The sequence below is a fragment of the Nocardia sp. NPDC101769 genome, assembly GCF_044766925.1.
Lineage (GTDB): Bacteria > Actinomycetota > Actinomycetes > Mycobacteriales > Mycobacteriaceae > Nocardia.
Genome location: NZ_JBIWMX010000001.1, coordinates 40452 through 60082 on the forward strand (window position 1 = coordinate 40452; position 19631 = coordinate 60082).

Below are 19631 nucleotides of genomic sequence, written 5' to 3' on the forward strand. Positions count from 1 at the left end.
GAAGCAACAACCGAGGAGTGAGATGGCGGACGGTCCGAGATATCAACGGATCGCAGACCTCCTCCGCGAGGAGATCCGCGCCGGCAAGTGGGAACCGGGCGATCGACTGCCGAGTCACCACGAGCTGGCCGACCAGATGCAGGTCTCGATTACCACGGCTCGCAACGCAATTCAACTCCTCGTTGCCGAAAACCTGGTTTACACAGCCACTTCCCGAGGCACCATCGTGCGCAGTCAGGAAGTGCTGGAATCCGTTGTCACCAACCATATTCGGCCGGACCGGCCGAAGGCGGCGCACGACATCTTCTCCGAGATCGCGCGCGCCGCGGGCCGGGAGCCGTCCAAACAGTTCAGTGCCAGAATGGAACCGGCCAGTTCAGAGGTGGCGCACTGGCTGGGTGTCGCGCGCGACGAATGGGTCGTGTCGCGCACCATCATGCAGTATCTCGACAACGAGCCGTGGTCGTGGGAGGTGAGCTTCTATCCGCGAGATCTGGCCGAGGCCACCGGAATCGACGCACCGCACGATATCCCGGAGGGCACCACGCGGCGGCTCGCCGAACGCGGATTCGCCGAGACCGCCCATCGCGACACGGTCGTCGCACGCCCCGCCACGGCCGAGGAGGCGGCGCTGCTGGGCGTGGGCCCGGGCACGCTGCTGCTCGACCATCTCCGCATCGGAGCCAACCACGAGCGCATTACCCGAGTGACCCGCCATCGTTCCACAGCGGCCCGCAACCGATTGGCATACGAATTGGGCGACGATGAGGGAACGGACATTATTCGTAAAACTCTGGGCGCTCCCTTTCCATCCGGAAATTCCCATTCCTTCGGTAATTCCCTGCTACCCGGTTCGCCATGAAACCGCACCTCCGCCGAGCCCGCATCGCCGATCTGGGGACCATCACCCGGTTCCGGCTGCAACGTACGAGCTGGCTGGCGGCGCGCGGCAGTGACCAGTGGACCCGGGCCGGGCGAGGACTCCCCATCGAGACCTTCGTCCGGTTCGTGGCCCACGCGGTCCGCCAGGGCGAGACCTGGGTCGCCGAGGTGGGCGGCGAAGCGGCCGGCACCATCACTGTCAACGATCGCGCCGACGAAAACCTCTGGTCTCCCGGCGAACTCGCCGACGCCGTGATCATCCACTACATGATCGTCGACCTCCGCTTCGCCGGAACACGCGTCGGCGAAGCCCTCCTGGCCCACGCCGCCCACCTGGCCCGCGAACAACACCGCACCTGGGTCCGCCTCGACGCCTGGACCACCAACACCGACCTCCACGCCTACTACCGCCGCGCCGGCTTCCACCTCGCCCGCATAGCCGGCCCCGAAGCCACCGGCCCCTCCCGAGCCCTCTTCGAACGCCCCACAGCAGCCTGGCCCCAACCCCTCCCGACGCGCCCAACCCTCACCCTGGCAGCAGGCGAAACCACACGCTTCACCCTGAACCCGGACCCCACCACCACGTGGTCCCTCACCCACAATCCACTCCTGCGCACCCTCCCCGGCGTGATCGCCGAGCCGGGCCCGGCCACCACGTGATCCCTGTCGCTACTGCATCTCAGCGGCGCAGTTTCGGATCGTCACTGGTATAGACGCTTTCGGCGAGGTCGCGCCTCCACCGGGCCGATGGTCATGCGGCGGTCTCGTTCTCCCGCACCGGGTTACAGCGCGGGGAGGTCGGCGATTTGGATCATTTCGTCGCCGCGGGAGCGGGACCAGAGGATGCCGCGGCCGGGTGGCAGGCGCATGGGGCGGATGTCTCCGATGAGTTTGCCTTCGTCCCGGGAGCCGCTCATGAGCAGGGCGGGGACCGACAGGTTCTTCATCGCTCCGAGGACCTGGTCGTAGAGGGCTCGCGAGATGCCGCCCATATTGCGGGAGATGATGACGTGCAGGCCGATGTCGCGGGCCTGCGGAAGGAGCTCCACCAAGGCTCCCAAGGGGTTTCCGCCCGCGACGACCATGTCGTAGTCGTCGACGACGACGTAGATCTCCGGGCCGGTCCACCAGTCGCGATCGCGCAGCTGCTGGGGCGTGATGTCGGAGCCGGGGATGCGCTTGGAGAGGTAGTTGACGACCTCCTTGATCATGCCGCCGCAGGTTTGGGAGGACGTCGAATACCCGGCCAGCTGGTCGCCTTCCAGCACACCCAGCAGGGTGCGGCGGTAGTCGATGAGGATGACGCGGGCCGTGTCGGCGTTGGAGCTCTCGGCCAGGCCGCGAATGATGTTGCGCAGTACCGTGGTCTTGCCCGATTCGACTTCGGAGAAGACCATGAAGTGCGGGTCCGAGCTGAAATCCAGGACGATCGGCTGCAGTTCGGATTCGCCGATGCCGATGACCACCTTGGTGGGGCTCTGCTGAATACCGTGGCGGTGGGCCAGTTCCAGCGCCTGTTCGCGGGGCACGCTACCGGGCAGCGTGCGGACGGCGGGTGCGCGGCGTTCGCCCCAGATGGCCTGCATCTCGGTGCGCGCGGCGGCCACGCCCTCGGCCAGGTTCTGGACGTTGGTGTCGGAGTCCAGGCGCGGCATGGCGATGAGCATGTGCAGCTGGTCCGGGGTGAGACCGCGGCCGGGCCGGTTGAGCGGGACGTTGACCGCGACCCGGCGGCCCATCTCGGAGTCGGAGGGGTCACCCAGGCGCAGCTCGATGCGAGTACCGATCATGTCCTTCACGGAGGCGCGGATCTCGCCCCAGCGGTTCGCGCCCAGGATCACGTGGATGCCGTACGAAAGACCCTGGGCGGCAAGCTGTCCGACCAGTGGCTCCAGGCTGTCGAATTCCTCACGGACGACCTGCCAGTTGTCGATCACCAGGAACACGTCGCCGAACCGGTCGGCCAGCACCGGGTCGTCGGCCCGGTCCGAGGCCAGCGCGGCGTGCTTGCGCCGCCGGAATTCGGCCATGGATTCGATGCCCTGGGCGGCAAAGCGCTCTTCGCGTTCGCGCAGCAGGGTAACGAGTTCGGCAACCGTCCGCCGCACCTTGTCGGAGTCGAGCTTGCCCGCGACCGAGCCCACGTGCGGCAGGCCGACCAGACCCGCCATGGAGCCACCACCGAAGTCGAGGCAGTAGAACTGCGCCTGTTCGGGCGTGTGCGTGGCCGCCGCGGACATGATGATGGTGCGCAGCGTGGTGGACTTGCCGGACTGCGGGCCGCCGACTACGGCGACATTGCCCTGCGCCCCAGCGAGATTGATGGTGAGCACGTCGCGGCGCTGCTCATAGGGCTTGTCGATGATGCCGATCGGCATCCACAGCTGCCCGTGCCGGTTGACCGGCGAACGCCAGTCCGGATCCGGCAGCAGCATGTCCACGGTCGGCGACTCGTCCAGCGGCGGCAGCCAGACCTCGTGGGCCGGGCGGCCGTGACCGGTCAGGCGTTTCACGACCGTTTGGAGCAGGCTGTCGGGCAGGCCCTCGTCACCCGTCGGCGGCGGGGGCGGCAGCAGGTCGAGCGGATCGAGCGGGTTCTGCGGTTCGGGCTGCTCGAGGATTTCGACCATCGAGGCGGTGAATTCACGCGGCGGCGCTTCGACGACGGTGGTGCCGTCCGCGGCCTGCCGGGCTGCCCGGGGCGCGACATAGGGACCCGATACATAAGTCGCGTTGAACCGCAACGGATCCGAGGCGTCGCTCTTGAGGTAGCCGGAACCCGGGATACCGGGCAGGTGATAGGCGTCGGTGATACCCAGCACCGCGCGGGATTCGTTGGCCGAGAACGTACGCAGACCGATTCGATAGGACAGATGCGAGTCGAGGCCGCGCATCTTGTTCTCCTCCAACCGCTGCGAGGCGAGCAGCAGGTGGACGTGGAGCGAGCGGCCCAGTCGGCCGATCATGACGAACAGATCCGCGAAATCAGGCTTCTGCGAGAGCAATTCGGAGAACTCGTCGATGACCACGAACAGCGCGGGCAGCGGGTCGAGCGGCACGCCGGCCGCGCGGGCCTTCTCGTACTCGTTGACATTGGCGAAGTTGCCCGCGGAGCGCAGTAGTTCCTGCCGCCGGTTCATCTCACCGGCCAGCGCGTCACGCATACGGTCGACGAGCGAGAGCTCTTCTTCGAGGTTGGTGATGACCGCCGCCACGTGCGGCAGCGGGTCCATGCCGAGGAAGGTCGCGCCGCCCTTGAAGTCGACCAGGATCAGGTTGAGCTGATCCGGCGAGTGCGTGGTGACCATCGAAAGAATCAGTGTGCGAAGGAATTCCGACTTACCGGAGCCGGTCGCGCCGATGCAGAGGCCGTGCGGACCCATACCGTTCTCGGCGGATTCCTTGATGTCGATCTCGACGGGCGTCCCGTCGGGGGTGATGCCGATGGGCACACGTAGTCGTTCGCGCCCGGCGCGTGGCCGCCACACCTTGGCCGGGTCGATCTGGGACGCGTCCGGAATCTTGAGCAGGTTCATCAGACCCGGGTCGGCGGCGGAGGTGTTGTCGCCGAGGCTGACGATCTGCGCCGCGGTGGCGATGCGGAAGCGAGCCAGGCTGCGGGAGAACGCCTCCGCCTCGGCGAGGGTCACGCTGTCGGCATTGGCGAACTTCTCGGTGCCCGCCGCGCTCTTGGCGAACACCTCTCCCCCGGCCGCGACGAGTTGCAGCCCGCGCCGCGCGGCCAGGCTGTTCTCGGCGGCGCTCAGGTCGATGACGGTGACCGCGTCCAGACCCGACTCGCTGATCAAACGCTCACCGCCGCTGACATATCCGTCGTCGATGATCACGACCAGGTGCATGCGCCCCTGCGTCGGTTGCGGATTGCGCATGAACCGCCCGCGCTCGAGCAGATCGTCGGCCAGCGCCGTCTCCAGCTCACCGAGCGAGCCGTAGATCATGCGGGCCGCGCCCATGCCATCGCGCTGGCTCGAATGCTGCACGTGCGGTATCCATTTCGCCCACGACCAGGCCTCGCAGTCGGGTTCGGCCGTGACGATGGCGACGCCGACGTGGTCGGGTCCGTGAAACGCGGTGAGCTCCATGAGCATCGACCACACCAGCCCGCGCACATCCTCGGCCGGTCCCTCGACATTGATGGCGGGGAAGGCACGCAGCGACACCGCGGTCGGCAGGTGATGCACCACGGAATGCGTTCGCACGAAACGACGCAATGCCACCGTGGAGACCGGTTCCAGATCCTCCAGCGGACCGGTTTCCGGCCGCGCCAGCTTGGCCGCGAGCCGGTGGGTGCCGATGCCGACGCGCACGTGCCCGAAGTCGGGATCGTTGGGCCGCCGCTCCCACATGCGCCGGGTGCCCACGATGGACGGCAGGTCCGCCGGTTCCGGATGACTCCAGATCAGCGTCTCCAACTGCTTCTGCCCGGTGCGCCGGACCTCGCGGCGGGTCTGGTCGAGGTACCGGAAGTAGTCCTTGCGTTCCTCGTTCAGTTCCGAGGAGCTCTTGCTGCTGCCGCGCTGACCCATGAGCATGCCGGCCATCGACATGATCATCATCATCGGCATCATCATCATGTACGGGTTGGACAGCATCGACCGGCCCATCAGGCTCATCATGGCCAGCATGCCGATCATGGCGACCACCATGACGACCGGCATGAGCTTGCTCATGAGCGGCGCGGGTACCGGACGCGGGATCTCCGGCGGCGCGGTCAGCGCCATCTCACCGCCCGGGGCGCGGGGTGGGGCGATGCGGGGCCGGCGCACGAAACCATCGGTAGCCATGGGTATTTCTCCGGTCGTTAGGAATCGAGGTCGGGCAGCTCGTCGTCGCGGCGGCGTCGCCGGAACGGAATCGATATGGCGAGACCGATTCCCAGCGCGGACAGACAGACGATGGTTCCGACGGTGGCGACCAGCCGCGGCAGATGCGGTGGGCCGGCGGGCTTTTCGGGGGTGGGGAAGGCTTCGGGCCGGTCCGAGCCGACATGGTTGGGCAGCACGGGGGTGTCCGACGTGAGCACGTCATCCGAGAAATGCGTGGTGAGCGCGGCAACCGGATCGATCATGCCCGCGCCGACGCGGTCGTCGCGCCCGGTGCCCGGCTGATGCGCGGTGAGGATGATCTGGTTCATGATCTTCCGAGCGCGCGTTCCGGGGTCGTTGTCCCACTCAGGGTGTTTGGCCCGCACCAGGGCCGCCAGACCCGCCACGTAGGGCGCGGCGAAACTGGTGCCCTGGATGCCGACCCATTTGTGATTCTTGTCGTCATAGCCGGAGGTGTTCACCATCCCGCCGGTCTTGCTGTCGAATCCGAGGACATCCTGGCCGATCGCGGCGACGCCGACCCACGGGCCGTGCAGGGACCGCTCGGACGGATTGCCGTCGGGACCGATCCAACCGACCGACAGCACATACGGGCTGAACCACGCCGGACTCGCGATGGTGTTCAACGTCTTCCAACTGGCGGCCGGATTGGACTGCTCGGGGTTCTGGGTGCCGCAGCCATTGCCCGTATCCACATTGCCCGCGGCCGCGATCACCGGGACGCCCTGTTGGTAGGCGTAGCGCACGGCAGCGCCGAGCGTGTCGTCACCGGTCGAGGAATTCGCGGCCGTGCACGCGGCCGCGGAGATATTGATGATGGTGGCGTTCAGTTTGACCGCGCGCACCACGGCCGCGGCGAGGGTCGAACTCGGGCCGTACCCCTGCTGACTCATACTGCCCGGCGGTTTGTCACCACCGCTCTGGTCCTTGGCCTGATAGCGCTCGCTGAGCTGGCGGATGGCCAGAATCTGCGCGTCCGGCGCGACCCCCACCAACGCGTCATCGGTGCTGGGCTTGGCGGCGATGATGCCCGCCACGACGGTGCCGTGCCCGTCGCAGTCCTCGGTGCCGTCGCTACCAGAGACATAATCGCCGCCGGGCTGCACGTCGATTCGGGGATTCGGGCCGATACGGGGAGCCAGGCTCACGCCGGTGTCGATGACCGCGATCTTCTGGCCCGCTCCCCTGTTCTCCGCAGTCGGATTGGCCTGCCAGGCCGCGGGCAGGTCGAGCACCTTCTGCGACACCGGTTCATCGCGCGGTACGCCGCCCGGTTTGAGGCCGAACTCGCTGCCGCACTCCACCTTCAACTCGGTGGGCGAGGGCGGCGCGGGCTTGTCGGCCAGCCCCATGGTGTCCCCGGGAACGGCGTCTCCGGGGGACGGCGGGCCGACGGTCGCCATCGGCCGGGCCTGCGCCGATGCCTGCGGTCCCAGCAGCGCACCGCCGAGAACCGCGGCCGCACAGAGTGTTCGCGCCCAGTTTCCAGGACGCCGTCTCATATGTTCCGAGCCGTCGAGTAGACGTCCATCATCCACAGCACCAGCGGAACGATCGACACGATCAGGCCGTATTCGAACAGCTCGTTGAATCGCCGCGTGACCGGTGTGACCTCGACATGCGGGCCGATGACACCGAATCCGACGGCTCCCACCGCGAATGCCAGCAGCATGCCGGCGGAGATGAGCAGCATGCCGTTGTCGGACAGGGCCAGCAGCACCGCCAGGCCGACGAAAGTGATGCAGCTACTGGCGATCAGCGTGGCCGCCTGGGTGAGGTCGGCGAACGAGCGTCCGCGCAGGCAGAGGATGATCGAGATGACGATGGCCAGCGCGATGCCCTGCCAGCGGGCGGAGCCCAGCGGATCGGCCGAGCCGATCGCACCGGTGACTGCGCCGATGGCACTGCCGATCACGATGCCGGTCTGGAACTGATTGGCCGTGCGGGCGCGCTGCCCGAGTCCGTGCGCGGACGGCAGCACGGTCGCGCCGATGGCGCCGATGCCCTCGATGGTGGGCCGGGGTTCGTGGTCGGCCGGATCGATGGCGGCACCGGCCGTCGGCACCGGCGGCACGGGTAGTCGCGCCAGCATGGCCGCCAGTCTCGGCACCATCGACAGCACGATGATCGACGTGACCAGCACGCCGGCAGCGACTTTCGGCACTCCGGCATCCCAGATCATGCGCACGGCCGCGCCGACTCCGGCAAGGATCACCACGGTGACAACGGCGGACACCACCGCCGCCCCGGCCCCGATGATGCGGTAGCCGACCACGGCCAGCAGCAGGGTCGCGGCCGCGCCGAGCATGAGGTGCGGGCTGCCCACCGAGCCGGGCACGACCAAGGCCGCGCCGCCGAAGGTGAGCAGCAGCATGCACAGCGTGAGGACGGTCGCGGTCAGCTCGTCGGCGTACTTGCGCATGGCGATGGCGGCGGCGACCAGCGCGGCGACCGCACCGCCCAGTAGCAGCGGCGGCGCGACGAACTTGTCTCCGGCGGAGCGCGAGATCAGCCCCAGCACAACCGCGAACGCGACCGCGGCCACACCCGCCACCAGTCCCGTCCACCGTGCGGCGGTCACGGACCAGCTGCGGAACTCCTCGGCCGTGAGCCTCGATACCGCGTCGATGACGTCGTCGAACAGCGCGGGCGCTTCCTTGGCGGAAACCGCCCGCAGCACCAGCAATTCGCCGTCGTAGATCTCGGCGTCATTGAGCGTCTGGCTGGGCGCGATCAGGTCGCGTCCCAACTTGGCCAGTGTCCAATGCTGCGACTGGAGGGCTGTTCCCCCCTCCTCGCCGCCGATCGGATCCGGATTGCGGGATTCGATGAGGCGCACCAGATCACCGATGAAGGCGGCGATCGGCACGTTGGCCGGCAGACCGACGTCGAGCTGGGTATTCCCCCCGATGACGGACACACGGCACAATTCGGGTTCAGCCGCCCGCGGGCCGCCGATCGACTGTGCTGTCACTAGCTGAACTGCTCCCCTGTAGCTCTCAACAGTTGCCCGCCCAGGGCGGTTAACCATAATGTATCCGACTGTCCGCAGCCGTGCGATTCGCGCGATGTGGGTGGGGATTGTGAACGAAAGACCAACCAGGCTCGACGAATTCGGGGTTCGACTAGGATGATCGACACTCGCCAGGCCCAACGCGCCTTCGATGCGGGAGTGCTGTCACTGGGGTTGAGCATCGAGGGCCAGGAGTCGAACCGGGACCTCGACTACGCCAAACTCGCCTTCCAGCGCGCGACCGAATGGGACCACACCATGGCCGACGCCTGGCTGGGCCGGGCCGCCGCCGGTGAGGTCACCACGGATGTTCTGAGCAATCTGTACAAGTGCAGCACCGTCTCGCTGGGGCGGGAACAGCGCCGGTTGGGGCTGGCGCCGCGGCAGCTTGCCGGACGTTTCCTGCCGGGCCTCTACATCGATTACCCGCTGGCCGGTTTCACCGAGATCCAGCTGGCGTGGGCCGCACATCTGATCGCCGCGAAGCAGTACGACGAGGCCGAGCAGGTGCTCGACGAGCTCGAAAAGCACCGGCGGGCCCGGGCTTCGGAGCCGGATTTCGAAATCGACGGCCGCATCGCCAAGTACGTGCGCGGCATCCTGCACTACAACACCCAGCGCTGGCCGGACGTGATGACCGTGCTGGCCGGTTCCGAGGGTTGGGAAGACCCGTATCTGGCGGCGGGCGCGCATGTGATGGTCGGCACAGCCTGTGCGCAGCTGGGTCTGTTCGGTGAGGCGATTCGCCGGATGGAGGCCGCCGAGGCGGGCCCGATTCCCGCGGCCCGAACCGCGGCCATGTTCTGCCGCGGTCTGTGCCTGCGCGAGAACGGCGCCGCCGACGAGGCGCAGGCGCTGTTCGAGAAGGTGTATTCGCAGGCACCGGATTTCGACGCCAACACCGCGGCCATGCGTGACCGCACCTACCGGATCACCCTCACCACCAAGGAGGTGATCGAGGCTCGCACCGACAGGTGGGATCCGGCCTCGGCGCCCTCGCTGGAGGAGAAGCAGGCCGCCGAGCACGAGGACCGGGCCAAGGAGATCCTGGCGCAGGCGCGCGCCGAGCTGGACAAGCAAATCGGCCTGGTCGCGGTGAAGACGCAGGTGGCCAAGCTGCAGTCGAGCGCGCAGCTGGCGAAGATCCGTGCGGAGAAGGGACTTTCGAGTTCGGCGCGCGGTCAGCATCTCGCGTTCACCGGCCCGCCCGGAACCGGTAAGACCACCATCGCGCGCGTGGTCGCCAAGATCTATTGCGGTCTGGGCATTCTCAAAACCGACAAGGTCGTCGAGACCAAGCGCTCCGACTTCGTCGGACAGCACCTGGGTTCCACCGCCATCAAGACCGACGCGCTGATCGACACCGCCATGGACGGCGTGCTGTTCATCGACGAGGCGTACACCCTGATTCAGACCGGACTTTCGGGCGGTGACGCGTTCGGCCGCGAGGCCGTGGACACGCTGCTGGCCCGCATGGAGAACGACCGCGACCGCCTGGTGGTGATCATCGCCGGATACGACGGCGAGATCGACCGCTTCCTGGCCGCCAACGACGGTCTGGCCTCCCGCTTCGCCAAGCGGCTCCAATTCCCGTCCTACACCGCCGAGGAGCTCGGCGCGATCGGCGAAGTGGTTGCCTCCAAGCGGGATTCGGACCTGACCGAGGACGCGTTGACCGCGCTGGTCGACACCTGCCGGCGGCTCTACGAGATGGAGAGCACCGACCAGAGCGGGCAGCCCCGCCGCGGTGTGGACGTGGCCGGCAACGGCCGCTTCATCCGCAACCTGATCGAGGCCGCCGAGGAGGAACGCGAGTTCCGGCTGGCCAATGACGATTCCATCGATCTGAGCGCCGTCGACGAGTCGGTGCTCATGCGGATCGAAGGTCCCGACATGAAGGCCGCGCTGAGCACCCTGCTCTCCTCGCTGAACCTGTCGTCGGCCGCCGACTGAGGGGCAACTGAACTGTGAACGACTTTCCGCGGGGAGCGGGCGGCTATCAGCCGGGCGGAAATGGCGGGAACCCAGTCGGGGACGGGGGCTACCCCGGAGACGGGCGGCACGGCCGTCCGCCGAGCGGTTATCCGCAGGGTGGTCCGGGCGGCTACGGCCAGGGCGGACCACCAGAATATGGACAGGGCGAGCCGGGCTTGGGGCCCGGTGGACCCGGCAACTTCGCGCCGACCGGTGGGGCGAGCGGCCATTCACGCAGTGGGGACGGCGATTTCGGCCGTGGCGAGTTCTCGCACGGCTCGAACATAGCCGCGCCGCCGCGACCGGCGCGTCCCCCGGCGGCGCAGTTCGCACCAGAGCCAAGGGAGCCTCGAGGAGAGAGCGCGCAGCCCTCAGCGGACCGGCCCGCGACGAATGCCGTTGCAGCCGAGCTGCGGTCGGATGATCTGTGGCTGCTGCGGAATCTGCCGCTGCGGCTGGTGATTCCGGCCGCGTTGATCGGGGTCGCCGTGTCGCTGGTAGTGGTCGCGGTGCACGCGCCCTGGTGGGCGGCGCTGGTGGCCGGGCTGGTGCCCGCGCTCATCGGGCTGGTCCCGGTGGCCGGGACGCCGATCGGGCTGCGGCTGGGGCGATGGGTCGCGTATCGCTGGAAGCAGGCGCGGCGCGCGAGTCTCGACGAGAACGCCCTGGTCGACGTCCCGCTGCCGGATGGCGGCAGCTGCGGATTGCGCTGGGACGGCAAACTGTTGACCACCATGCTGCGCATCGATCCGCCGCCGGACACGCTGACCTTGCTGCGGCGCGGTTCACTGAGTACCGATCAGCTGTTGCCGCTCAACGAGATCGCGGCCTGCCTGCGGCAGTACGATGTCGAGCTGCATTCGGTCGATGTCATCAGCACCGGCACCCGCACCGCCAGCACCGAGGCGGTGATCTCCGGCTACGCGGCCAGCATCGCACCGCTGGGCCGCCTGTACGACGAAATCCTGGGCCCACTGCCCGCCATCGCCCACCGCACCATGTGGCTGGTGCTGCGCCTGAATCCGCTCGACAACGCCAAGGCCGTAGACAATCGCGGCGGCGGCCCGGAGGGCGCGCTGCGCTCAGCCCTGGTCGCCACCCGCCGGGTCGCGAATCGCCTTGCCGGGCACGGTATTACGGCGTCGGTGCTGACAACATCGGAAATGACGACCGCGGTGCGTGAGCTCACCCGCGGTATTCCCGTCGGCGAATTCACCGAGCACCCGGACAACCTGGAGCACAACGGGGTTCACCTGACGAGCTACCAGATCGATCCGCAGCTGTTCAATTCCGATGGCCTGGCCAAGATCTGGGCGGTCCGCAGCCTCGCCACCACGGTGACCGTGCGCCTGCAACCCGTCCCCGAGCCCGGCGCGAAGCCCGGCCAGCCCGCGGGCATCGTCGAGGTGGACGCCCGCGTCCGCTACGACACCCCCTACGAACACGGCGAACCCCCGGTCGCGGGCCTGAAAGAGCTTCCCCGCCGCCAAATGTGGGCCCTCATGGACATCCTGTCCTACGGCGCCCAGGAGATTCGCCCCAGCGGCTACCGCGGCCCCGTGGACGTGCTCACCGACATCACCATGCCGACGGCGGGCTGCGGCCAGCTGATCGGCGCAGACGCCACCGGCAGCGGCATCGCCGTCCCCCTCATCGGCGACGGCTCCCGCCGCATCGACATCATCGCCAGTCTGCAACTGGCCCAGCAGGTCATTCTGCGCGCCATCGCCCTCGGCGCGGGCGCGGTGGTCCACACCGCCCGCCCCGGAGCCTGGCAGGCCATGGTCGCCAATGTCGCGGCCCCGCATGCTCTCTCGCTGGCCTCCTCGGTCACGCACAGCTCCCGAGGCACGGCGATCACCGGCCGCCTGCCCAGCCCGGCTGCCACCGTCATCGTCTTCGACGGCGTCCCGGCCACCGCTCCCCCGGGCTCGGCCACCGTGGTCACGGTCCACGAATCCATCTCCGCCGACTACGAACCCGACGCGGATGTGACGATCGTCCAGCACCCGGACGCGCCGCACACCATCTCCGTACACACGCCCGCCACCATGACGACCGCGCAAATGGTCACCACGCCGGCGGAACAGCATTACCTGAGCGGGGCTTTGGCCCGGCGCTGATCTACCTTGGGGGGATACAACAGCATGCGTTACGGCACAGGCCGACTCCGGTCGGCCCGCATACGACTGCGCGCGGTGGCCGCCGCCGCGCTGGCGGTCTCGGCGCTGGCGAGCGCCGGGTGCGCGTCGAATTCCAATGCGACGGCCGCGCAGACCGTCGATCTGAGCAAGCTCGACACCGGCAGTTACACGACCAAGCCGACGCCGATCACCGCCACGGACGCGGTCGAGGCCGGCCGCATGACCGAGGCGCTGCGGCTCGGGAACGCCATGCCGCTGCCCATGGAGATCGATCCCGCGCTGACCCACAACGATGGTGGTGTAAACCCCTTCACCCATATCTCGGACGTCCTTCGGGCCGAGATGAAGGGCGGCCATTCGGCGTTCGGTTGGCTCAATGAGGCGGCCTTCACCAATGATCCAGCCGGATTCGTGGCGGGTTTCGCGACGGCCGCACGCACGGACGCGGACGAATCCCTCGGGTACCGGCTCACCGATGTCGTCATGGTCTTCGACAGCGACGGCGACGCCGCCGCTGCCGCGGCAGCCGAGGGGGCCGACGGTTTCCTGGACTTCGGCTTCGGGACGGGTGAACCCGCGCAGTCGTCCGCGCACCCCGCCGCACACCTCTCGTGGCTGCCCGGCGACCAGTGCCTCGCGTCGTTCTACCCGACCGGGAAGTACCTCATCCTCACGCTGGTCAACAACACCGAGAACTTCTACGCGAAGATCTCGGATCTCCCCGATCTGATCGCGAAGTCCGACAAGACGATCGACGTCACCGCCGACAAGCTGAAATCGTTCCAGCCCACCGCCCTGGCCCAGGTCGACTCGTTGCCGGTCGATCCGCAGGGCCTGCTGCGCCTCACCCTGCCGCGCCCGGCCGGGGACCAGACGGCGCACGCGTTCGACGGCGTGCTCGACGGGCACGGAGCCCTGCACACCGAATCCGATGTGGTGCTTGCCCGCTCGTTGTACGACAAGGCCGGGGTGGACGCGGTCGCCTACGGCGCGGGAGCTCTGTACCGGACCCGGGACGCGAACGCGGCGAAGGACTTTGTGAAGTCCAACGTGGACAAGTTCCTCCACCGGATCGATTCGCCACCCGGGCTGCCGAGCGCGTTCTGCGTGAAGTACCACGGCCCCGATGTCCATGCGTTCCCGTTCACCTGCTCGGTCGTCTATGGACGATTTGTGGCGACGGTGTGGTCTCAGCAGCAGCAGGACGTCTTCCAGCGCATCTCCGCGCAGTACGCCATGCTCGCCAATGGGAAGTAGGGGAATCATGAAGCGTCTCGGTGCTCGCCGCGGTTGCGGCAGAACAGTTCTCGGAGCGGTGTCCTTCGTCGTCGCGGCCGCCGTGACCGCGCCCGCCCTGGCCGGATGCGCCGGCGAGGTGTCCGGTACCGCGGCCGCCGCGGAGGTCGACGTCCGGCAACTCCCGGTCGGCAACTACCCGACCGACCCGCTCGACGTTCGGATGACCTATAGCCACAGCAGCGGCGAGGGATATGCGATGGCCATCGCGCGCCTCGCCGACAACATGGTCATCGGAGCGGACATCGACCCGTCGTTCAACCACAATCTGCTGTCCAAGTCGCTCACCTCGGCATCCAGTACCTATGCCATACTGGCCGACCCGGTTCGAACGATGCTGGACGCCAGTGACATGGTCTATGGCTACTCCACCGCCTCCAGCACCAAACCGCTGGGCAAGTCCAGCGGTTTCAGCCTCTCCGGGAACTTCCAGCCCTTCGGCGGCGCGGAGGTCGATCCCACCGCCAGTTCGTTCAACCTGACCGTGATCCAGTTCCCCGACCAGCAGAGCGCCCAGACGGCCGGACGGGACATGGAGGCCGCCGACTTCAACGTGGCCCCCGACCAGAACGTCCACGTCACCCTCACCGGGAACCCCGCCGCCATCGCCCATTGGCGGCCCGGCGTCCCATCGCTGGCGGCCGTCTTGACCGACGGCCCGTACGTGGTCGACCTTTTCGTCCAACAACCCACCGCCGACCTCGACGGCTTGCGCGGCCTCGCCGACAAGATCCTCGCCGCCCAACTGCCCGTGCTCGACCGCGCGCCCGCGCTGTCGGCCAAGGACATCTACCGCCTGGATTACGACCCCGACGACATGCTCCGCCGCACCCTGCACCCCAGCTCGTTGATCAACCCCAACCCGGACGCCGAGATCACCCACACCGCCCGCGGCTACCTGCACTACGTCGACGACCAGACAACCTGGAAACCCTTGCTGGACAACAACGGCGTCGACCGCATCTCGGAGGCCGACAAGGGCAGCCTCCTCTTCCGCGCCCGCGACCCCAAGTCCGCCGCCGCCCTCTGGACCGCCATCACCGCCCTCACCCCCACCCCCGCCGAGGCCCCCGCCAAGGTCCCCGACGTCGCCTGCGCCGACAACCACGACGACGCCAACAACTCCAACAAGGACTACAACGCCTGGAACGTCGCCGACAGATACATCTGCACCGTGCGCTACGACCGCTACGTCGCCCGCGTCGCGAGCAACCAGCTGATCGACGCGCAGCAGAAGGCGGCGGCACAGTACGCCCTGCTCGCGAACAGTCAGTACTTGTGAGATGCCACCCAGCCGATTGACATGGTGCGCCTCACATCCATACCTGCCAGTACACTCTGCACACCAGAAGCAAGGTGACACTGGCTATTCGGCTTCGGCGGGGGGAATGCTCGACATGCGTCATGGCTATGGCCGACTACGGTCGGCCCGCATGGGGGTTCGCGCGGCTGCGGCCGCGGCGCTGGCGGTTTCGGTGTTGGTCAGTGCCGGGTGCGGGTCGGAATCCCTTGCGGCAAAGGAAGTAACAGTCGATCTCAGCAAGCTCGACACCGGCAACTACCCGACCAAACCACAGGACCCGACCACCTCGGATCCCGCGACGCGGGCTCGTATCCTCGAGGCGGTGCGGCTCGGCAATATCCTGCCTCTCGCTTCCGAGATCGACCCGGCCCTTTCACACAACGGATCCGGCACGAACGTCTTCACCGGTCCGAACTCGTTCGACGGCTACCTCAATACCGATCATTTCGCCGATGACACGCCCGGATTCATTACCGGGTTCGCCACCAGCGGACGTCCTGCGGAGGATGTCTTCGTCGGTTACACGCTGACGAATGCCGTCCTGATCTTCGACAGCGACAACTCCGCCACTTCCGCAGCGAATGCACTCGCACGTACCGGCATGGTGCTGGAGGTGCCGAACACTACGTCCAATCCGGTGCAGTCGAGCCAACATCCGACCGCCCAGATGATCTGGGCTCCGGCGGAACAACGGTTGGCATCCTGGTATCCCACCGGGAAGTTCGTCATTTTCACCATGGTCAACCAGATCGAGAACCTCGTCGTCGAGAACGATCTCCACGTTGCACCCGAGCCAGCACCGATATCGGTGGCCGACAAGGCGATCGACGTTATCACCGACCGGTTGAAGAATTTCCAGCCGACACCGCTAGACAAACTCGCCGGACTTCCGCTCGATCCCGACCGCATGCTCCGGCTGACCCTGCCACGCCCTGCGGGTGATCAGACCGCTGCGGCGTTCACCGGAACTCTCGATCAGCACGGCACGCTCCACATCGTAGGCGACACAACCGTGTATAAGCCGCTGTTCGAAAAGACCGGGATGGATCTCGCCGGTTACGGTGCGGGAATCCTGGTTCGAACCAAGGACGAGGCTTCGGCTCAAACCTTTCTCGACGTCACATCCACTTCCCGATTCAAGCATCGGATAGAGCCGCCGACCGGACTCCCGACTGCAAAATGCGTGAAGTATCACGGCCCCGACGACCGCGCGGCACCATTCACGTGCTACGTGACGTACGGGCGGTATGTCGCAACGGTGTGGTCTCAGCAACAACAGGATGTGTACCAACGGATTTCCGCGCAGTACGCCATCCTGGCGAACAACAAATAGGGGGCTTGTTGAAGAGGCTTGTCGCTCACCGCTTCGCTGGTAGAGCAGTCGTCGGAACGATCGCCGTCCTTCTAGGCGTGGCATCAGTCTCGGGATGCGGGAGCAAGACATCCGGGAGCCCGATCGCAGGCGAGGTCGATGTACGACAACTCGCTGTCGGCAACTATCCGACCGACCCACTCGATGTCCGCATGTCCTACCAGCACAGTGGTGCCAGCGGGAAGAAGATCGCCCTGGCACGGCTCGCTGATAATGTCGTCATCGGCGCCGACGTCGACGCGAAGTTCAGCCACAACGTTCTAGCGCTGTCATTGGACTCGACCAATGCGACCCTGAATTCGGTGCTGGCCGGTGCGGTGCAGCCCGTATTGGAAAGTAACGGCTTCATTTTCGGCTTCTCGGCAGCCGCGAGCACCCGCTCGCTGTCCGCATCACGCCTGCGCGATCATTCGGGCAACTTCAATCCATTCAACGGTGCCGCGGGTGATCCGGAAGCAACCGCCTTCAATGTCACTGTGCTGCAGTTCCCGGACCAGCAACGAGCACAGGCCGCCACCGATCAAATGGAGGCCGCCGACTTCGCGGTCGCGGCAGATCAGAACGTTCGCGTCACGCTCGCCAAACAGCCCAACGCGAAAGCCCATTGGCGACCCGGTGTCCCTTCGATGGCTGCCACGATGGCGTACGGGCAGTACGTCGTGAATGTCTATGTGGCACAGCCCAAGCCTGATCTCGATGCGCTTCGTGGACTCGCCGAGCAGGTCTTCGCGGCGCAGCTGTCACTGCTCGAACGGGCACCCGCATTGTCGCCACATGAGATATTCCGACTCGACTACGACCCTGACGCCATGCAGCGTCGGACGCTGCATCCCAAGGGATGGCTCAACCCCCACCCTATCGACGAAGCGACCCACACCCCGCGAGGCTATCTCCACTACGCCGACGATCAGGTGGCCTGGAAACAACTGCTCGACGACAACGGCGTCGACCGGATATCGACCGCCAGTAGCGGTGGCTTGCTATTCCGCGCTCGTGATGCCGAGTCCGCTGCCAAGCTGTGGTCCGGAATCAACAGCGCGGCAGGTGCAAACGCCGAAGCGCCCGCCAATGTGCCCGACGTCTCCTGCACCGCGAAACCCGGAGACGAATCCGGCGCTTCATGGTGGGCCTCCAACGTCGCGGGAACCAGCACCGCCTACGTCTGCACCCTGCACTACGACCGCTACGTCGCCCGCGTGGCCGGACTCCAATTGGTCGACGTGCAGCAACGGGCCGCAGCACAGTACGCCCTGCTGGCAAATGCTCAGTACATGTGAGGAATTGGGATGAACATCGGACCGGGCACCATCATCCGCGGCTACAGCATCGAACGCGTCCTCGGCGCGGGAGGCATGGGCACGGTGTATCTGGCCAAGCATCCTGAACTGCCGCGCTGGGACGCGCTGAAGGTCCTCAGTCCGCAGTTCAGCGCGGATCCGGAGTACCGGGCACGATTCGAACGCGAAGCGAATCTCGCCGCGGCCCTGGATCACCCCAATATCGTCTCGATCTACAACCGCGGCGAGGACAACGGTCAGCTTTGGATCGCGATGCAGTATGTCGACGGCATCGACGCGGCGGCTGCTGCCGAAAGGAATCCGCAGTCGATCACGCCTTGGCGCGCGTTGCATATTGCTACCGAGGTGGGGCGCGGCCTCGATCATGCACATCGCCGAGGCCTGCTGCACCGGGACGTGAAGCCCGCCAATTTCCTGTTATCGATGGGCGACAACGGTGAAGAAAGAGTGCTGCTCACCGACTTCGGCGTCGCCAAGTCCACCGAGGACACCAACGAACTCACCCAGGCCGGTGCCTTCGTGGCCACGATCGCCTATGCCTCACCCGAGCAGCTCAGCGGGCACCGGCTCGATCATCGTGCCGACATCTACAGCCTGGCCTGTTCGTTCTTCCGACTGTTGACAGGCCAGAATCCCTACCCGGGTACGCAACCGGCCGTGGTCATGATGGGTCACCTCAACGAGCCGCCGCCGCGGATCAGCGCGGTCGATCCCACTCTTCCCGCAGCTGTGGACGAAGTGATCGCGGTCGCGATGGCAAAGGATCCCACCGAACGATTCGATACCTGCCATGAATTCACGACTGCTCTGAAATCCGCTCTCGAGTACGGAGTTTCCGGCCTGTCCATGACGACAGTGCCTCACAGTCGGTCCACCGTGCACAGTGAGCCTCCGTCGTCGGTATCCGGGATCGCCCCGAGATCCGTGGCCCGTAAACGGCCCTGGCTCATAGGCGGAGTCGCCGCTACCGTCATCGCAGTGGCCGCAGGGGTGGGCGTCTGGGCGACGCAGTATGATTTCACCGCATCAGCGCCCGGGAGCCCGATAGCCGATGCCCGCGCACAGAATCCAGCCTTCAACGGGAAAACCATTGTTGTGCTGGATATTTCAGGTGTGAGCGGCCACTCTGCGACCATGGATGTCCAGTTGAAACCCGGACCTCAATCGAAGTTCCTCGAGGATTTGGGCTTCAATTACAACCCCAATTTTCTTCGCAGCGGCGATGAGCCGAACCCCCGGCCGATCACATCGGGGTCGAGTACGCAGTTCGACGCGATGCAGCCCATCAATTCCGGCTATCTCGTCGCCGTTCGCAGCGATACCGATGCCGGCGGCGGAGGGTTGGTGAACCTGCCGTCTGCCGTCACGGGTAGCAAGGCTTCCGTCATCGTCCTCGACGACCCGTCCGCAGTTGCCGCGATCCGTCAATGGTCGGACAACTCCGAACAGGTCCTCCTCGACAAACTGTTACCGATTCTGCGTAAAAGCGTGAAGTAGACGCG

At 66.6% G+C, this 19631-nt stretch carries 12 protein-coding genes; 9 read left to right on the forward strand and 3 right to left on the reverse strand.

Annotated elements, in window-relative coordinates:
- Positions 1 to 22: 22 nt before the first annotated feature.
- Both ACIRRA_RS00170 and ACIRRA_RS00175 read left to right on the forward strand, forming a co-directional pair.
- The gene (locus tag ACIRRA_RS00170) at positions 23 to 862 is read left to right on the forward strand and encodes a GntR family transcriptional regulator (RefSeq protein ID WP_402760973.1); all 840 of its coding nucleotides are present in this window, start codon (positions 23 to 25) and stop codon (positions 860 to 862) included.
- Positions 859 to 1542, forward strand: a complete 684-nt coding sequence (locus ACIRRA_RS00175; protein WP_402760976.1) for a GNAT family N-acetyltransferase — start codon at positions 859 to 861, stop codon at positions 1540 to 1542. The genes ACIRRA_RS00170 and ACIRRA_RS00175 overlap by 4 nt, the downstream gene beginning before the upstream one ends.
- Positions 1543 to 1664: 122 nt before the next feature.
- On the opposite strand, the gene eccCa is transcribed toward ACIRRA_RS00175, so the two are convergent.
- From eccCa to eccD, 3 genes are all read right to left on the reverse strand, one after another.
- Positions 1665 to 5687, reverse strand: a complete 4023-nt coding sequence (gene eccCa, locus ACIRRA_RS00180) for a type VII secretion protein EccCa (protein WP_402760979.1) — start codon at positions 5685 to 5687, stop codon at positions 1665 to 1667.
- 17 nt (positions 5688 to 5704) lie between these two features.
- The gene (gene mycP, locus ACIRRA_RS00185; protein ID WP_402760982.1) at positions 5705 to 7132 is read right to left on the reverse strand and encodes a type VII secretion-associated serine protease mycosin; all 1428 of its coding nucleotides are present in this window, start codon (positions 7130 to 7132) and stop codon (positions 5705 to 5707) included.
- Between the two features lie 95 nt (positions 7133 to 7227).
- Positions 7228 to 8649, reverse strand: coding sequence for a type VII secretion integral membrane protein EccD (gene eccD, locus ACIRRA_RS00190; protein WP_402760985.1), 1422 nt, complete (start codon positions 8647 to 8649; stop codon positions 7228 to 7230).
- A 210-nt stretch (positions 8650 to 8859) separates the two neighbouring features.
- Between eccD and eccA the strand changes: the two genes are divergently transcribed.
- From eccA to ACIRRA_RS00225, 7 genes are all read left to right on the forward strand, one after another.
- Positions 8860 to 10695: a type VII secretion AAA-ATPase EccA gene (eccA, locus tag ACIRRA_RS00195; RefSeq protein WP_402760988.1), complete on the forward strand. Its 1836-nt coding sequence runs from the start codon at positions 8860 to 8862 to the stop codon at positions 10693 to 10695.
- Positions 10696 to 11159: 464 nt separating this feature from the next.
- Positions 11160 to 12839 (forward strand): type VII secretion protein EccE, encoded by a 1680-nt coding sequence (gene eccE / locus ACIRRA_RS00200; RefSeq protein WP_402762215.1) that lies wholly within the window; start codon positions 11160 to 11162, stop codon positions 12837 to 12839.
- A gap of 24 nt (positions 12840 to 12863) precedes the next feature.
- Positions 12864 to 14117 (forward strand): hypothetical protein, encoded by a 1254-nt coding sequence (locus tag ACIRRA_RS00205; RefSeq protein WP_402760991.1) that lies wholly within the window; start codon positions 12864 to 12866, stop codon positions 14115 to 14117.
- A gap of 7 nt (positions 14118 to 14124) precedes the next feature.
- Positions 14125 to 15438 (forward strand): hypothetical protein, encoded by a 1314-nt coding sequence (locus tag ACIRRA_RS00210; protein ID WP_402760994.1) that lies wholly within the window; start codon positions 14125 to 14127, stop codon positions 15436 to 15438.
- A gap of 151 nt (positions 15439 to 15589) precedes the next feature.
- Positions 15590 to 16792 carry a hypothetical protein gene (locus ACIRRA_RS00215; protein WP_402760997.1) on the forward strand — a complete coding sequence of 401 codons (1203 nt, stop codon included), beginning with the start codon at positions 15590 to 15592 and terminating at the stop codon, positions 16790 to 16792.
- Positions 16793 to 16983: 191 nt separating this feature from the next.
- Positions 16984 to 18108 carry a hypothetical protein gene (locus tag ACIRRA_RS00220; RefSeq protein ID WP_402761000.1) on the forward strand — a complete coding sequence of 375 codons (1125 nt, stop codon included), beginning with the start codon at positions 16984 to 16986 and terminating at the stop codon, positions 18106 to 18108.
- Positions 18109 to 18117: 9 nt separating this feature from the next.
- Positions 18118 to 19626 (forward strand): serine/threonine-protein kinase, encoded by a 1509-nt coding sequence (locus ACIRRA_RS00225; protein WP_402761002.1) that lies wholly within the window; start codon positions 18118 to 18120, stop codon positions 19624 to 19626.
- Positions 19627 to 19631 lie beyond the last annotated feature (5 nt).

What these genes read in the sequence shown, in the direction of transcription:
- ACIRRA_RS00205 (WP_402760991.1), top strand. Translation starts at nt 12,864, where the DNA reads ATGCGTTACGGCACAGGCCGACTCCGGTCGGCCCGCATACGACTGCGC.
- ACIRRA_RS00210 (WP_402760994.1), top strand. Translation starts at nt 14,125, where the DNA reads ATGAAGCGTCTCGGTGCTCGCCGCGGTTGCGGCAGAACAGTTCTCGGA.
- eccA (WP_402760988.1), top strand. Translation starts at nt 8,860, where the DNA reads ATGATCGACACTCGCCAGGCCCAACGCGCCTTCGATGCGGGAGTGCTG.
- ACIRRA_RS00225 (WP_402761002.1), top strand. Translation starts at nt 18,118, where the DNA reads ATGAACATCGGACCGGGCACCATCATCCGCGGCTACAGCATCGAACGC.
- ACIRRA_RS00215 (WP_402760997.1), top strand. Translation starts at nt 15,590, where the DNA reads ATGGGGGTTCGCGCGGCTGCGGCCGCGGCGCTGGCGGTTTCGGTGTTG.
- eccCa (WP_402760979.1), bottom strand. Translation starts at nt 5,687, where the DNA reads ATGGCTACCGATGGTTTCGTGCGCCGGCCCCGCATCGCCCCACCCCGC.
- mycP (WP_402760982.1), bottom strand. Translation starts at nt 7,132, where the DNA reads ATGGCGACCGTCGGCCCGCCGTCCCCCGGAGACGCCGTTCCCGGGGAC.
- ACIRRA_RS00170 (WP_402760973.1), top strand. Translation starts at nt 23, where the DNA reads ATGGCGGACGGTCCGAGATATCAACGGATCGCAGACCTCCTCCGCGAG.
- ACIRRA_RS00175 (WP_402760976.1), top strand. Translation starts at nt 859, where the DNA reads ATGAAACCGCACCTCCGCCGAGCCCGCATCGCCGATCTGGGGACCATC.
- ACIRRA_RS00220 (WP_402761000.1), top strand. Translation starts at nt 16,984, where the DNA reads ATGTCCTACCAGCACAGTGGTGCCAGCGGGAAGAAGATCGCCCTGGCA.